This window comes from Solirubrobacter phytolaccae (genome assembly GCF_027587195.1).
Classification (GTDB): Bacteria; Actinomycetota; Thermoleophilia; order Solirubrobacterales; family Solirubrobacteraceae; genus Solirubrobacter; species Solirubrobacter phytolaccae.
In genome coordinates, this window is sequence record NZ_JAPDDP010000041.1 from 19,695 (window position 1) to 33,041 (window position 13,347).

14 protein-coding genes are annotated in these 13,347 nt (G+C 68.6%); 7 read left to right on the forward strand and 7 right to left on the reverse strand.

Annotation, left to right across the window (positions count from 1 at the left end; all coding sequences use genetic code 11):
* The first annotated feature begins 68 nt into the window (after positions 1 to 68).
* Positions 69 to 368, forward strand: coding sequence for a hypothetical protein (locus tag OJ997_RS20875; protein WP_270027166.1), 300 nt, complete (start codon positions 69 to 71; stop codon positions 366 to 368).
* 144 nt (positions 369 to 512) lie between these two features.
* Here the strand turns inward: OJ997_RS20875 and OJ997_RS20880 are convergent, their stop codons facing one another.
* Positions 513 to 1,658: a glycoside hydrolase family 3 N-terminal domain-containing protein gene (locus OJ997_RS20880; protein WP_270027167.1), complete on the reverse strand. Its 1,146-nt coding sequence runs from the start codon at positions 1,656 to 1,658 to the stop codon at positions 513 to 515.
* A 1,101-nt stretch (positions 1,659 to 2,759) separates the two neighbouring features.
* On the opposite strand from OJ997_RS20880, the gene OJ997_RS20885 reads away from it, so the two are divergent.
* On the forward strand, positions 2,760 to 4,892 hold the full coding sequence (locus OJ997_RS20885) for a hypothetical protein (RefSeq protein ID WP_270027168.1): 2,133 nt from the start codon (positions 2,760 to 2,762) through the stop codon (positions 4,890 to 4,892).
* A gap of 247 nt (positions 4,893 to 5,139) precedes the next feature.
* Here OJ997_RS20885 and OJ997_RS20890 read toward each other — a convergent pair whose 3' ends face one another.
* Positions 5,140 to 5,547, reverse strand: coding sequence for a VOC family protein (locus OJ997_RS20890; protein WP_270027169.1), 408 nt, complete (start codon positions 5,545 to 5,547; stop codon positions 5,140 to 5,142).
* 87 nt (positions 5,548 to 5,634) lie between these two features.
* Between OJ997_RS20890 and OJ997_RS20895 the strand changes: the two genes are divergently transcribed.
* The gene (locus tag OJ997_RS20895; protein ID WP_270027170.1) at positions 5,635 to 5,997 is read left to right on the forward strand and encodes an STAS domain-containing protein; all 363 of its coding nucleotides are present in this window, start codon (positions 5,635 to 5,637) and stop codon (positions 5,995 to 5,997) included.
* Here the strand turns inward: OJ997_RS20895 and OJ997_RS20900 are convergent.
* On the reverse strand, positions 5,966 to 6,670 hold the full coding sequence (locus tag OJ997_RS20900) for an SDR family NAD(P)-dependent oxidoreductase (protein ID WP_270027171.1): 705 nt from the start codon (positions 6,668 to 6,670) through the stop codon (positions 5,966 to 5,968). The two genes, OJ997_RS20895 and OJ997_RS20900, sit on opposite strands and share 32 nt — an antisense overlap.
* On the reverse strand, positions 6,670 to 7,548 hold the full coding sequence (locus OJ997_RS20905) for a DMT family transporter (RefSeq protein WP_270027172.1): 879 nt from the start codon (positions 7,546 to 7,548) through the stop codon (positions 6,670 to 6,672). The genes OJ997_RS20900 and OJ997_RS20905 overlap by 1 nt, the downstream gene beginning before the upstream one ends.
* A gap of 26 nt (positions 7,549 to 7,574) precedes the next feature.
* Between OJ997_RS20905 and OJ997_RS20910 the strand changes: the two genes are divergently transcribed.
* Together OJ997_RS20910 and OJ997_RS20915 are read left to right on the forward strand one after the other, a co-directional pair.
* Positions 7,575 to 8,441, forward strand: coding sequence for an LLM class flavin-dependent oxidoreductase (locus tag OJ997_RS20910; protein WP_270027173.1), 867 nt, complete (start codon positions 7,575 to 7,577; stop codon positions 8,439 to 8,441).
* Positions 8,438 to 8,602, forward strand: coding sequence for a hypothetical protein (locus OJ997_RS20915; protein WP_270027174.1), 165 nt, complete (start codon positions 8,438 to 8,440; stop codon positions 8,600 to 8,602). The genes OJ997_RS20910 and OJ997_RS20915 overlap by 4 nt, the downstream gene beginning before the upstream one ends.
* Here the strand turns inward: OJ997_RS20915 and OJ997_RS20920 are convergent.
* Positions 8,553 to 9,479 (reverse strand): alpha/beta fold hydrolase, encoded by a 927-nt coding sequence (locus OJ997_RS20920; RefSeq protein WP_270027175.1) that lies wholly within the window; start codon positions 9,477 to 9,479, stop codon positions 8,553 to 8,555. The two genes, OJ997_RS20915 and OJ997_RS20920, sit on opposite strands and share 50 nt — an antisense overlap.
* Positions 9,480 to 9,576: 97 nt before the next feature.
* On the opposite strand from OJ997_RS20920, the gene OJ997_RS20925 reads away from it, so the two are divergent.
* Positions 9,577 to 11,334, forward strand: a complete 1,758-nt coding sequence (locus tag OJ997_RS20925; protein WP_270027176.1) for a glycerophosphodiester phosphodiesterase family protein — start codon at positions 9,577 to 9,579, stop codon at positions 11,332 to 11,334.
* A 60-nt stretch (positions 11,335 to 11,394) separates the two neighbouring features.
* Here OJ997_RS20925 and msrA read toward each other — a convergent pair whose 3' ends face one another.
* Positions 11,395 to 12,054 (reverse strand): peptide-methionine (S)-S-oxide reductase MsrA, encoded by a 660-nt coding sequence (gene msrA, locus OJ997_RS20930; RefSeq protein ID WP_270027177.1) that lies wholly within the window; start codon positions 12,052 to 12,054, stop codon positions 11,395 to 11,397.
* Between the two features lie 31 nt (positions 12,055 to 12,085).
* A complete protein-coding gene (locus OJ997_RS20935; RefSeq protein WP_270027178.1) occupies positions 12,086 to 12,472 on the reverse strand; it encodes a hypothetical protein in 387 nt (128 codons plus the stop codon).
* A 35-nt stretch (positions 12,473 to 12,507) separates the two neighbouring features.
* Between OJ997_RS20935 and OJ997_RS20940 the strand changes: the two genes are divergently transcribed.
* Positions 12,508 to 13,341 (forward strand): aldo/keto reductase, encoded by an 834-nt coding sequence (locus OJ997_RS20940; RefSeq protein ID WP_270027179.1) that lies wholly within the window; start codon positions 12,508 to 12,510, stop codon positions 13,339 to 13,341.
* The last annotated feature ends 6 nt before the right edge of the window (positions 13,342 to 13,347 follow it).

Here is a 13,347-nt window from a genome sequence, read left to right on the forward strand (position 1 = left end):
GGTAGGCGCCGGGTTGCCCGACTTCTGTGCGCTGTTGGTCCTAGGACTTCCGTAAGATCGCGCCTCGCATGACGACTGACCCGATCGCCCTCCGCAACCGCTTCGCCTACGTCAAGGGCGCATGGGACGAGAACCTGCGCGGTGTCCCGTTCCCGTCGCTCGGCGAGGGCACGGCGGAGCAGAAGATCGAGCGGCTCGAGCTCGCGCTCGTCGACGAGATGCGCAACCGCGCCACGCCCGAGAGCGCCGAGCAGGTCGCCGACGCCATGTGGGGCCTCGTGCACGCCCGCCGCGACGACGATCCCGTCAAGCAGCGGGTGACCCGTCATCACGAGGACCTCGCGAAGCTGGGTCACCGGCGGATCTGAAGCCGGGGCACCCGAGCACCGGCAGCCGCGGGTACTTCGCGTAGCCGGGTTCACCCTTCAGTCCGCGTTCGCACATCGAGAAGACGGACCCGCGCGTGTTCCGGATCACGCGCTGGTGCGCGCAATGACCGCAGAGGCCCGCGTTCACGAGAGCGAGCGCTGGAGCGCGAGGACCCGTGCCGCGGAGGTGCGCACGCGCTCCCGGAACGCCTTCGAGGACTGCGCCTCGGCCAGCAGCGCCCGGAACGCGCGCAGCCACGAGCCCTGCCCCGTGGTGAGGACGATGTCGTTGCCGGCCTTGACCGACCGCACCGCGATCGCCTCCGTCTCGCCCGTCGCCCGGACCGCGGCGGCCTCGATCGAGTCCGTGATGATCACGCCCTCGTAGCCGAGCTCCTTGCGCAGGAGCCCGTCGAGCACCTTCGGCGACTGCGCCGCGATCCGGTTGCGATCCAGCCGCGGGTAGCGCGCGTTCGAGCTCATGATCAGCGGGACCTTGGCGGCGATCGCGGCCTTGAACGGCTCCAGGTCGGCCGCGGTCGGCGCGCCCGGGATGCTCGCGGAGCCCTGGTCGGTGTTGGTCGTCGTGCCGCCGAGGCCGGGGAAGTGCTTGGCGGTGGAGGCGACGCCGCCGGCGCGCCAGCCGTCGATCGCGGCCTTGGTGGCGCTCGCGACCTTTGCTGGGTCGGTGGAGAACGCGCGCCCGGCCATCGCCGCGCCGCTGACGCTCGGCACGTCCGCGACCGGCGCGAGCGTGACGTTGAGCCCGTGCGCCTTGAGCGCCTGCGCGGCGGCGCGCGCGTCACGGCCCGGCACCTGCCGCGCCTGCCCGACTGCGGGCGGCGCCCACTCCAGGTTGCGGATGTCCCCGCCTTCCTGGTCGGTGCTGATGATCGGCGTCACGTCGCCGCTCGCCTTCCGCACCGACCCCGTGAGCCGCTTGAGCTGCGCGGGGGAGCTGATGTTGTCGCCGAACAGGATCACGCCGGACGTCCAGCGGTTCTTGAGCGCGTCGCGGACGTAGCGCGGCGCGGTCGTGCCCTGGAAGCGCAGCACGACGAGCATCCCGACCTGCTGCTTGAGGCTCAGCGCGTCGACGGGGTCGGTCTCCGGCGTCGCGGTCGGCGTGGCCTGCACCGGCTCGGGCGTGCCGACCAGCTCACGCACCTCGCGGGGCGTCGGCGCCTCGTCGCCGCTGCCCGCGCCGAACGCGGCCCCGGTGACGAGCGCGAGCGCCCCGGCGGTGAGCACCGCCGCTTGGCGGCGACGGACGACGGTCGACGACGGCACGGCGTTCAGGGTACGAGCGTCACGACCAGCAACTCACGCGCGCTATGGCGCCGGAATCATCGATCCGTCATCCAGACTGGTCATTGGGATTGGGCGAACAAGCGCTGATGTGTCGGTAGCGATAGCCCGCAACAGCGGTACCACCAGCACGGTTGCGTTCGACGTCGAGGTCGTCGCCGCTCTTCGGTCCCTGCGATGTGCGGTGCCGCGCACTAGGCATGTCCGGTTCAATCTGGGGACGCAGTTCTATAAGGCATAGCTGCGTTTGGATCATGCTATTGATCCCTGCTCTTTCGGCACTCCAGCGTGAGATTTGAGGGCTGTGTGCCTTGCAGTCGAGGCAGGCTATCCAAATCCCAGTGCCTATATGAAATAGGTAGCCTGAGCACTGTGATTCTCGCCGGACGCGACGATACGCTCCCCTTCTTGTCTGCATGGGATCGCCTGAGAACGGAGTCTGCGCCGAGAGTCTCAAAAGCGCCGCTACTCCCTGCGTTCGTAGTGAAGGGGCTTCCCCTCGAACCGTTCGCGGCGGCTAAGGCGCTCGGGTTGCCTTTTGCGGCGTTTGGTCCCACTCGCGGAGGTGGCTGGCAAGCGGACTTCGACGTGCCTCGTGGCACGTCTTGGCGTCTCCTTCCAGAACTCGGAGTAGCGCTCTGGCTATCACGAGATATCGCTTCGGCGATTCCTCCCCAACACGGGCAGTGGGATTCGGTAGGCGTCGATCTCCTAACCGCAGCGTTTCGACTCGCGGACCATGAAGGTCTATGGCTTAGCGAAGGTCGGGTTTTGCGCGAGAGCGGCTGGTCGCAACCATTGAGCGGCGCTGAGGCATTGCGAACGCTACGTGGCGCCGATGCGGAAGCTATTGCTGGCATCTGGAGCGATCGCGATGGACGCGCGGTCATTGCTGAGTTTCATCGAGACGGGCTGATACGTGCTGAAACGCACGCGCAGGCGGAGCGCTGGCTGTTGACCGCAGCAGGGCTTCGAAACAGTCTCGAGTTGTAGGCGTTAGCGCGCAGGTCGCGGGAGTCGTCCGACGGGTCCTGTATCCATTCGGCATCGAGATGTTCTCGGCCGGCCGGCCTGGAGGAGACCTTGAACGACGACCTATTTGCTGAGGGCGGCCCTGAGGGGCGAAATGCCGACGCTGATGACTTCGAACGTCGTCTGCGGCCGATGGCCGACGACCTCGGATACACGGTCGTCGACGTCAACTTCGACACTCTCGTCGGCGACACAGCGCGCAGCCAAGGCATGGATGCGCTTTGGGCGTTTCACAACCCGGTCCACGGGCGCGCGCAAGGATGGTTGACGGAAGCGAAGCGGCACAGCGGGCCTAGCCGCTACACCCCGCAGGCAATCGCCTCGGAGGTGCAGACTCTGCGTGACAAACTACGCCGACTAGGCAACCAGCGGCAACGGTTCTTTGGCGATGCCGAGATTGCGCAGCACATCGAGGAGCTGAGCGGCGGCATCCTTATCCATCGGACGCCGCGGTATGACCCAGACAAGGCCGCTCGAATCTTTTCTGGCATCGAGACACAGCGGAACGAGTCTGGGCCCGCCCCAGTACGAGTGGCGTACTGGGGTCCCGATTCGCTGAATGGGCTGGGCGAAGCGTTCTCCCGCTTCGGGACCCCATCGCAATTCTGGTGGCCCGCCACGAGACGCAACGACGGGGTATGGGCGCGACCGTGCCCTCCGGAACAGGTTGCGGCGGGCCTTGTGCTCTATCGGTCTGAGGAAGGCCGTGTCGTCCTTGTGGTCCGGGATGCGCTGTCCCGCCACGAGCCAGCCGCTATCCGCGAGCTAGCTCGGCGAACAGGCGAGAGTTTTGACGTTGTCGCGTACACGCACGGGACGACAGAAGAACGTCGGCTCGCCTCGGAAGGCTGGGCAAGAGCCCACGAGCAGACGTCTCAGCTGGCTCGTGGTCGCTTGCCAGAGCGGGTCGACGTCCTGTCGGTTGGACACGAGACATTAGGTCCGTTCGAGCGCCGGTGGGACGAGTCGGACGGTTCAACCCTCTCCGCCAGTCCGGGGCCAGCGAGGCATCGGAGGCGCCCCGGCCGTCTCGAGACGTCTCCCGTGTTGCCGTCGCGGCGGCGCGTCGTGACGCCGTATCCGTCGCCGACGTCGGTCGCCGACACCTTCGCCGACAAAGCCAGCCTGCATGGAACCAAGCGGTTCTTCGCGCGCCACGGGCTAATCGTCTTCGCGGACGACAAGTTAGGAACGAGTCGCGCGGCTGAGGAAGTTTGGTTGCGGCCATCCGCATATCGCGCGATGGGACACATGCTCGATATGACGCCTTTGCCGACTGTCGCGGGGTTTGCCGTGGCGAAGCTCACCGACGAGCAGCGACAGATCGAGGGGGTACTGCCGTCCGATCTGATTCGTGAATTCGCGCAGGCAGCCGCTGAAGTCAAGGGAATGCCGTACGACGCGGAGCGCAGCATTCGTCTGCGTGACCTTCAGATCTCCGATGCGACGTGGCAACTGAGCGCCGAGCTCGTCTACGACCATGTCTTCGATCTCGTGGGTGGTGAGAGGGTTCGTGACGAAGCGCAAGTCGAAATCTACGCACGGGCAGTTCGAGCCGATGAGATCGATATCGCAGTCGTTACGACTCGCGAGGACGACTTCCGGGCCGCGCGAGCCTGGATCCAACAAGCGCTTGTCCCGATGCAGCGCGGATGGATGATCACGCCCGTGTCCCTACCGTCCGCCGAGCCGCAGCGCTCGGCGTCGTTGCAGATCGTGGTCGACTCGTCGGCCGGCGACGCACGGCGGGTGATCGGCGTCTCAAGCCCGCACCAGCATCGTGACGCCAGCCGAGAACGACCGGGCACCGGGTTTCCTCGGATCGTCCGCGAGTCGCGTTACGACACCGAGTTCTCCGACATCGCCACGATTCGAGAGCGCTGTCTCGAGGACGGCGTAGCAATCGGGGAGGTAACCTCGTACTTCCGGCCCCTGGGCAGCCCTTCGGCGGTCGTCGCAATCCGTTTGCGCCAACGTGCCCGGGATGCACACCTCAGCATGAGATGGCAGTCAGGGAAGGCTCTGGCCCAGATCCCGGCGACCGCGGTAGATCGCGATACCTGGGAGTCGCTTCACGGATTGGAGTGGATGTACTCGAAGAAACGCGAGCTCCTTCTTGCTTCTTGGGCTCGCGCAGCCGAGGCCCTTCGTTCCGGCGCGTCGCCTGCAGTCCTGAGCGCCTAGCAGTCGAACAAACATCCGAGACGGCAGGTCGCGTCCATGGGGGAACCTCCTTCCCAGCACGGTAAGTCTTCCGGCGCGTAGCGGTGTCTCCCGCAAAGGACGTGCAGCCTTAGAGCGAAGCTGCGGCACAGCCGTCAAGGCGCTCAACAAAGCCGGAGACTGGCGGACCTTTGGCGCAAGTATCCGCGAGCGAGCCGGGCGTCGTGCTCTCGTAGCGCACGTCGCCCGACACGAAAGCACGTAAGTCTCAGGCGTCCTGCGGGGTCTTGAACTCGCCGCCGTCGATCAGCTCGATGCGGTAGCCGTCCGGGTCCTGGACGAAGCAGATCCGGCCGATCTCGGGGCGGCCGCCCGGGGCGAACGGCGGCTTCTCGGGCTCCACGCCGATCTTCGCGAGCTCGGTCAAAAGCTCATCCAGGTCGTCGACCGTCACGGCGATGTGGTTGTAGCCGTCGCCGAGGTCGTAGGGCTCTTCGCGGCCGATGTTGACCGTGAGTTCGAGGGTGTCCGCATCACCCGGGAGACCCATGTAGATGTTGTAAGCCGTCTCGAACTGAAGCTTGCCGCGGCGCTCGTAGCCGAGGGCCTCGTAGAAGGCGACCGACGCGTCCGGGTCGAGGACCCGCACGCAGGTGTGGACATAGCGCTTGGACATCGCGACGAACCCTACGCCAGACGCGATTCAAAACGCTCGAAGCGGGGCACTGTCAGCGTCGGGACATGCTCTAGAGAGGAGCACGCGATGCAGGGCTTCGGGCTGATGATCGAAGAGCTGGACGCAGGTGCCGTACGGATCGCGCTGCGTGGCGAGCTGGACCTCGCGCACGCCTACACCTTCGACGAAGAGCTGCGGCGCGTGGAGGAGTCGCGCCCCAACACGGTCGTCCTCGACCTGCGCAAGCTGACGTTCCTGGACTCCTGCGGGCTCGCCCGGCTGCTCGCGGCCCGCCGGCGAGCGCGCCGCGCCGGTCACCGCCTGCTGCTGGTCCGCGGGCCGGCGAACGTGCAGCGGCTGTTCGCGCTGTCGGCGGTCGACGAGGCGTTCGAGATGGTCAGCGAGGTCCCGGAGGCGCTCATGGCAGCCAGCGGTCCCCCGCCGGCGTGACCACCAGCTCGTGGGTGTACGCGCGGGGCGTCTGCCCCGCGAGGTACTCCACGGCCCGCGCGATCTGCGCCTGATCGGCCGTCTCGTTCTCCGCCTTGCCCGCTGTCATCGCGGCGGTCTTGGGCGAGTCGATCGTCGCGTCGACGACCAGCAGCGCCACGTGGACGCCCTGCTCGCGGAACTCCTGTGCCGCGGCGTGCACGAGCGCCTTGGTCGCGTGCGCGCCGGCCGCCCACAGCCCGCGGCCGGCCATCGCGCGCCGCGCGCTGCCGCCCGTGACCTGGATCAGCGTCTTCGCGCCCACCCGCGCGCCCTCGCTCAGGAAGACGAACGCCTGCTCGGCGACCGCGCCCGTCCAGCCCCGGAAGTCCTCGACGGTGGCCTCGCTGATCGCGCCGCCACCGAACGGGCCGGGCTTGGTCGGCCGCGCCGCGGACACCGCGTTGACGATCAGGTCGATCGAGCCGAGCTCGGCCTTCGCCCGCTCCAGCGCGGCGCGCAGCGACTCCGGATCGGAAGCGTCCGCCTCCAGCGGCAGTCCACCGGCGGCGCGCACGGTCTCCAGCGTCTCGGCCGAGCGCGCGACCGCCGCGCCCTTCCAGCCGTTCTGCAGGTGATGCGAGAGGATCGCGCCGCCGAGATTGCGGGCGCCGAGCACGACGATCGAAGGCATCAGCGCATCCTGCCAAATCGCAGTTGCGCGACCGCGATCCCGGCCACGACCAACAGCGCGCCGCCCACGGCGACCGCCGTCACCGTCTCGTCCCGGAAAACGGCGCCCAGCGCCAGCGCGCCGAACGGGATGATCATCGAGATGAAGGACACCGTGACCGCGGGGAGCTCGCGCAGCAGCACGGTCAGCGTCACGAACGTGAAGCCGGTGCCGAACGCCGCGAGGTAGACGATCGAGCCGATCGAGGACACCGACCAGTTGGTCGCGCCCCAGTCTTCAGTGGGCGCGGAGAACGCGAGCAGGAGCACGCCGCCCGTGACCATCGCCCAGCCGTTCATCACCAGCGGGTCCAGCCCGTGCATGCGCTTCTTGGTGGCGACGTTGCCGATCGCGCTGGCCAGGGGCGAGAGGATCACGGCCAGCGCGGCGAGCGCGGTGTGCTCGCCCGTGCCGAGGTCCAGTGACTCGCCGAACGCCAGCACGAGTCCGAGCAGCGCAATCGCCACGCCGACGATCAGGCGCGGGCGCAGCGGCTCCTCGGGCAGGAACAGCGCGGCCAGCAGCGCCACGTAGAGCGGCAACACGCCGAACAGCACGGCCGCGAGCCCGGAGGTGACGTACTGCTCGGCCCAGTAGATGAGCCCGTAGCTCGTCGCGAACGGGAGCACGCCGATCAGGCCGGCGAGGAACACGTCCGTGCGCAGCGAGCGCTTGAGCAGCACGGCGGCGGTGAGCACGCCGACGCCCGCCAGGACGAAGCGGATCCCGGCCCCGAAGAAGGGGGCGACATCCTCCAGCCCGACGGCGATGACCACCCAGGTGCTCGACCACACGAGCACGCAGGCGGCGTACAGACTCCAGACCACAGCGCGCGACATCGGCGCGAGAGGGTATGACTCTGCTCGTGAGAGTCGCTTTGATGATCGAGGGCCAGGAAGACGTGACCTGGGAGGACTGGGTCGCGCTGGCCGATGCGTGTGAGCGCTCCGGGGTGGAGGCGCTGTTCCGCTCAGACCACTACTTGTCCGTCATGGGCGAGGGCGAACGCGGCGCGCTGGACGCCTGGGCGGTCATCAACGCGCTGGCCGCCCGCACCACGAAGCTGCACCTCGGGACGATGGTCTCGCCGACGAGCTTCCGCCACCCGTCCGTGCTCGCCCGGCTCGTGATCGCCGCCGACCACGTGTCCGGCGGGCGCGTCTCGCTCGGCATGGGGACAGGCTGGAGCGAGATCGAGCACAGCGCGTCGGGCTTCCCGTTCCTGTCGATGAAGGAGCGGATGGACGTGCTCGAGGAGCAGCTCGAGATCGTCCACGACGGCTACTTCGGCGACGGCGGGCCGTTCAGCTTCAAGGGCGAGCACTACGAGCTGACCGACCTGAAGGCGCGGCCGCGCCCTGTCGCCCAGCCGCACCCGCCGCTGATCATGGGCGGCGCCGCCGGCCCGCGCGCCGCGCGTCTCGCCGCCCGCTACGCCGACGAGTACAACACCGTGATGCCGACGCTCGACGAGATCCGCGAGCGCAAGGCCAACATCGACGCGGCCTGTGAGAAGGCCGGGCGGGAGCCGATCCCGTTCACGATCATGACCGCGGCGTCGGTGGGCAAGGCGCACCCCGAAGCGACCGAGACGTGGATCAACGGGTCCGTCGACGAGGTCAAGGCGCGGCTGGACGAGCTCGCGGCGGTCGGCGTCTCCGGCGTCTACCTCCAGCTGCAGGAACACCGCGACCTCGAGATGGTCGAGTTGATCGGCCGGGCATTGTCGTGAGCGACGACGACGACTGGACCGGCGAGCCGCCCGAGGGCCGCCACACGCGTGATCAGGCCAATCCCGGCCACTGGGCGAAGCAGTGGCAGGGCGGCGCGATCACCGGCGGGGTCATCCTGCTGCTGTTGCTTGTGGTGGTGCTGATCCTGCTGCTGGGCTGACCGTCGCGCGCTCGGCGGTCTGCGTGATCGCGCCGATGATCTGCGGCCAGGCGCCGCGCGGGAGGCCGTGGCCCATGCCGTTGATCTGCACGAGCGTCGCGCCCGGGATGGCCTTCGCGGTCGCTCGGCCGCCGCTCGGTCGCACGAGCCGGTCCTCGGCGCCGTGGATGACCGTCGCGGGGACCTTCAGCTTGCGCAGCTCCGGCGCGCGGTCGGGGTCGGCGACGATCGCGCCGAGCTGACGGGAGGAGCCGCGCGGGTTGTGGCCGCGGTCATAGCCGCGCGAGGCGATGTCGCGCAGGTCCTCGATGTCGGGCTCCCAACCCGAGCCGCCGAGCTTGCTGAACAGGTTCACGCCGTGCTCGATGTACTTCTCACGGTCCTTCGGCGCGGGCCGCAGCAGGACCGCGTACATCGTCAGCGCGGGCTGCCCGTGCCAGAAGTCGCCGGAGTTGGACATGATCGAGACGAGCGAGAGCGTGCGCTCGGGGTGCTCGATCGCGACGCGCTGGGCGATCATCCCGCCCATCGAGGCGCCGACGATGTGCGCCTGCTCGATGCCGAGGTGGTCGAGCACGCCGACGCTGTCGCGGGCCATGTCGCTGAGCGTGTAGGCCGCGGCGGTCTTGGAGCGCAGCGCGAGCTGCTTGAGCGACGGCACCGGGAGATCGTCCAGGTGGGTGGAGCGGCCGATGTCGCGGTTGTCGTGGCGGATGACGAAGTAGCCACGCGCCGCGAGCTGCTCGCAGAAGTCCTCGTGCCAGGCCAGCATCTGCGTGCCGAGGCCCATGATCAGGAGCATCGCGGGGTCTGCCGGGTCCCCGAAGGTCTCGTAACAGATGTCGATGTCGCCAACCTTGGCGATCGCTTCGGCCATCTGACCAAAGCTAGCCGAAGTCGTTAGCGTCCGGTGAAGGGCCCGCCGAATCTCACAGATGCGCCGTGAAGATGGCGCGCCGATGAGGCTCCTCAGCATGACGACCCTTGCCCTCGCGCTCGCGTTGCCCGCGACCGCGATGGCCCAGACTCCGCCGCTCGCCACGGACTACCGCGCGCACGGCGACGACGCCCGCATCCTCGTCGCCGCCCACCGCGGCTACTGGCGTGGCGCGCCCGAGAACTCGCTCCCGGCGTTCCAGCAGGCGATCGACCGCAAGCTCGACATGATCGAGCTCGACGTCATGCGCACCTCCGACGGGCAGCTCGTGCTCATGCACGACACGACCGTCGACCGCACGACCAACGGCACGGGCTCGATCGCGTCCAAGACGCTCGCCCAGATCAAGGCGCTGCGGCTCAAGAACGGCCTCGGCGGGGCGCAGGCGGCCGTGACCGACCTGCAGGTGCCGACGCTGAAGGAAGCGCTGGCCGTGATCGGCACGAAGGCGCTGATCAACCTCGACAAGGCGTGGGCGTACCGCGACCAGATCCTGGCCGAGCTGATCGAGACCGGCACGGTCGAGACCGCGGTCTTCAAGAGCAACGCGTCCGTGGCCGACGTGCAGGCGTTCCGCGCCAAGGACCCGCGGATCCTCTACTCGCACATCGTCGAGGACGGCAACGCCGCTTCGCTCAGCGGCTTCGGCGACAACCCGCCGGACTCCTACGAGATCGTCTTCGACCGCCTGACGGATGCGCAGATCCAGCCCGCCGCGGTGGCCGCGGCCAAACGGCAGAGCCGGATCTTCATCAACACCATGTGGTACGGGCTCGCCGGCCGCTACACGGACGAGGCGTCGCTGATCGACCCCGCCCGCGGCTGGAAGCCGGTCATCGAGCGCCACCTGGCCGACGTCATCCAGACCGACAACCCGGACGAGCTCAAGCGCTACCTGCGCGGCGTCGACGTCACCCAGCCGGTCAACGCCGCGAACGCGATCCGCGTCCAGGGCGAGGACTACTCGACCGACGGCAAGGGCGTCGGCTACTCCGATCTGGAGGACGCCAACCAGGGCGGCAACCTCTACCGCGGCGCCGAGGGCGTCGACGTCTGCGACCAGCAGGGCGCTTTGGTCGTCTGCTGGATCCGTGGCGGCGAGTGGCTCAAGTACGACATCACCGTCAAGACGGCCGGTGCCTACCGCGTGTGGGGCCGCTTCAGCAGCCCGTACCGTCCGGCGGGCAAGATCACGCTCGAGCTGCCGGGCCGCTCGCAGACGGTCGACATCGCCTCGACGACCTCGCACGACGCGTTCATGCCGCAGGAGATCATCCCGTCGGTCGAGCTGCCCGCGGGCAAGCTCTCCTACTACGTGCGGATCGACCCGACCGCGTACCAGAACTTCAACCTCGACTACCTGCAGTTCGACCGCATCACCGCGGACGAGACGACGCAGGTGCCGTCGACCGTCGGTGGCGTGGTCGCGGGCACGCTGTCGCTGACGCTGGGCACGCCGCCGGTGTTCGGCGTCTTCCAGCCGGCCGTCGAGCGCGAGTACACGGCGCAGACGACCGCGCGCGTGATCTCCAGCGCGATGGACACGACGCTGACCGTGACCGGCGGCAAGCTGACGAACGGCGCGCATGCGCTGGCGCAGCCGCTCGGCGTGCGCGCGGGCGATGCGGCCTTCACGCCGCTGGTCGCTCCGGTCGCGCTCAAGTCGTGGGAGGGACCGGTGATCACCGACGAGGTGCCGGTCGGCTTCCGCCAGGCGATCGGCGCGGGTGAGGCGCTCCGCACGGGCGCCTACACCACGACACTGACCTTCACGCTGTCGACGACCGCGCCCTGACGCTAGGACGAAGAGCGGGAGTATCGCCCCCTGGGCGATACTCCCAAGTCGACGTGAGCCCTATGGGCGAACGTCGACCCCGATCGGGCAGGAGACGCCGGTGCCGCCCAGGCCGCAGTAGCCGTTGGGCACCTTCGCCAGGTACTGCTGGTGCACGTCGTCGGACTCGTAGTAGAAGGTGTCGAGCGGGGCGATCTCGGTCGCGATCGGGCCGTAGCCGGCGTCCTTCAGACGCTCCTCGAACGTGGCCTTGGTCGCCTCCGCGATCTCGGCCTGCTCCGGCGTGGTCGTGTAGATCGCGGAGCGGTACTGGGTGCCCACGTCGTTGCCCTGGCGCATGGCCTGGGTCGGGTCGTGGTTCTCCCAGAAGGTCTTCAGGATCTCCTCGTAGGAGATCTTCTCGGGGTCGAAGACCACCAGCACGGCCTCGGTGTGGCCGGTCTTGGCGGTGCAGACCTCTTCGTAGGTGGGGTTGGGCGTGAAGCCGCCGGCGTAGCCGACCGCCGTCGTGTACACGCCGGGCGTCTGCCAGAACGTGCGCTCGGCGCCCCAGTAACAGCCCATCCCGACGATCGCGGTCTGGTAGCCGTCGGGGAACGGGGGCTGGAGCGGGGTACCGAGGACGAAGTGGGTGGTGGGGACCGGTCGCGGCTCGGGGCGACCGGGGAGCGCCTTCTCGCGCTCGACCATCTTGGTCTTGGATGCGAAGTCGAAAAGCATGTACTTGTCAGTCTCGCCAGGGGCTCGTTTGTTACACGACGTCTTCGTCGTCTTCGCCCTCGCCGGTCATCGCCTCGAGCAGCTCGAGCGCGGCGGCCTGAGCGGGCGTGACGAGCACTTCGCCGCCGACGTCCTCCAGCTGCGGGAAGAAGCTCGCGTGCACGGCGACCTCGTCGCCGCCCGCGTCTTCGAGCACGATCACCGCTCGGCCCTGACCGTCGCCGGCAACGCCCTCACCACCTCCGACTGCGGCCCCGGCGGCGGTGAGCACCGCGACGGCGAGGTCATGCCAATGCGAGAGCGCATCCTGGCGCTCGGCATCGGTCATCTGGTCAAGGTGATGGCGATTGCGCTCGGCGAGCGCGGCGACCGCCGCCCCGAGCGGGGCGTCGGCCAGGAGGTCGTCGACAGAGGACACCTAACCAGTATGGCGCGGACGCTACGTTGCGATTAATGGCTCGCCTCGGACTCGGAACCGCCGCCCTCGGACGCCCCGGCTATCTCAACCTCGGCCACGGCGCGGAGCTGGGCGAGGACCGCAGCGTCGACGCCCTCCGCGCCCGCACCCACGAGGTGCTCGACTTCGCCTACGAGGCGGGCATCCGCGACTTCGACACCGCCCGCTCCTACGGCCGCGGCGAGGAGTTCCTCGGCGAGTGGCTGCGTTCCCGCAAGCCCGACGGCGTGACGATCTCCTCCAAGTGGGGCTACGTCTACACCGCGAACTGGGAGGTGGCCACCGATCCGCCGGAGGTCAAGCACCACGACGTGGAGACGTTCAAGCGCCAACTCGACGAGACGCGGGAGAACCTGGGCGACTGGCTCGACCTCTACCAGATCCACTCGGCCACGCGGGAGAGCGGCGTGCTGGGGAATGACGCGGTTCTGAGCGCGATGCGCGAGGCCGGCGTGCCGATCGGGCTGTCCGTGTCCGGCACGGGCCAGGCCGAGACGATCGATCTTGCGGTGTCATTGGGGATCTTCTCCGCCGTGCAGGCGACTTGGAACCTGCACGAGCGCGCGGCGGGCGACGCCTTGGCGCGCTCTGGCCTGAAGGTGATCGTCAAGGAAGGCCTGGCGAACGGTCGCTTGGCGGCGCGTGACGCGCAGGCGCTGGCCGTGGCGCTCGCCCAGCCGTGGGCGGACGTGGTGCTGAGCGGCGCGGCGTCGATCGACGTGCTCAAGTCGAACCTGCGCGCGCTGGACGTGGACCCGGTCGACGAGCCAGGCCTCGCCGAGGACAGCGACGCCTACTGGGCGCTGCGCTCCTCGCTGGCCTGGAACTAGGGGGTA

Excerpts from the sequence above, each read along its gene's own strand:
- OJ997_RS20875 (WP_270027166.1), top strand. The coding sequence starts at position 69 with ATGACGACTGACCCGATCGCCCTCCGCAACCGCTTCGCCTACGTCAAG.
- OJ997_RS20890 (WP_270027169.1), bottom strand. The coding sequence starts at position 5,547 with ATGTCCAAGCGCTATGTCCACACCTGCGTGCGGGTCCTCGACCCGGAC.
- OJ997_RS20895 (WP_270027170.1), top strand. The coding sequence starts at position 5,635 with ATGCAGGGCTTCGGGCTGATGATCGAAGAGCTGGACGCAGGTGCCGTA.
- OJ997_RS20900 (WP_270027171.1), bottom strand. The coding sequence starts at position 6,670 with ATGCCTTCGATCGTCGTGCTCGGCGCCCGCAATCTCGGCGGCGCGATC.
- OJ997_RS20905 (WP_270027172.1), bottom strand. The coding sequence starts at position 7,548 with ATGTCGCGCGCTGTGGTCTGGAGTCTGTACGCCGCCTGCGTGCTCGTG.
- OJ997_RS20920 (WP_270027175.1), bottom strand. The coding sequence starts at position 9,479 with ATGGCCGAAGCGATCGCCAAGGTTGGCGACATCGACATCTGTTACGAG.
- OJ997_RS20925 (WP_270027176.1), top strand. The coding sequence starts at position 9,577 with ATGACGACCCTTGCCCTCGCGCTCGCGTTGCCCGCGACCGCGATGGCC.
- msrA (WP_270027177.1), bottom strand. The coding sequence starts at position 12,054 with ATGCTTTTCGACTTCGCATCCAAGACCAAGATGGTCGAGCGCGAGAAG.
- OJ997_RS20940 (WP_270027179.1), top strand. The coding sequence starts at position 12,508 with ATGGCTCGCCTCGGACTCGGAACCGCCGCCCTCGGACGCCCCGGCTAT.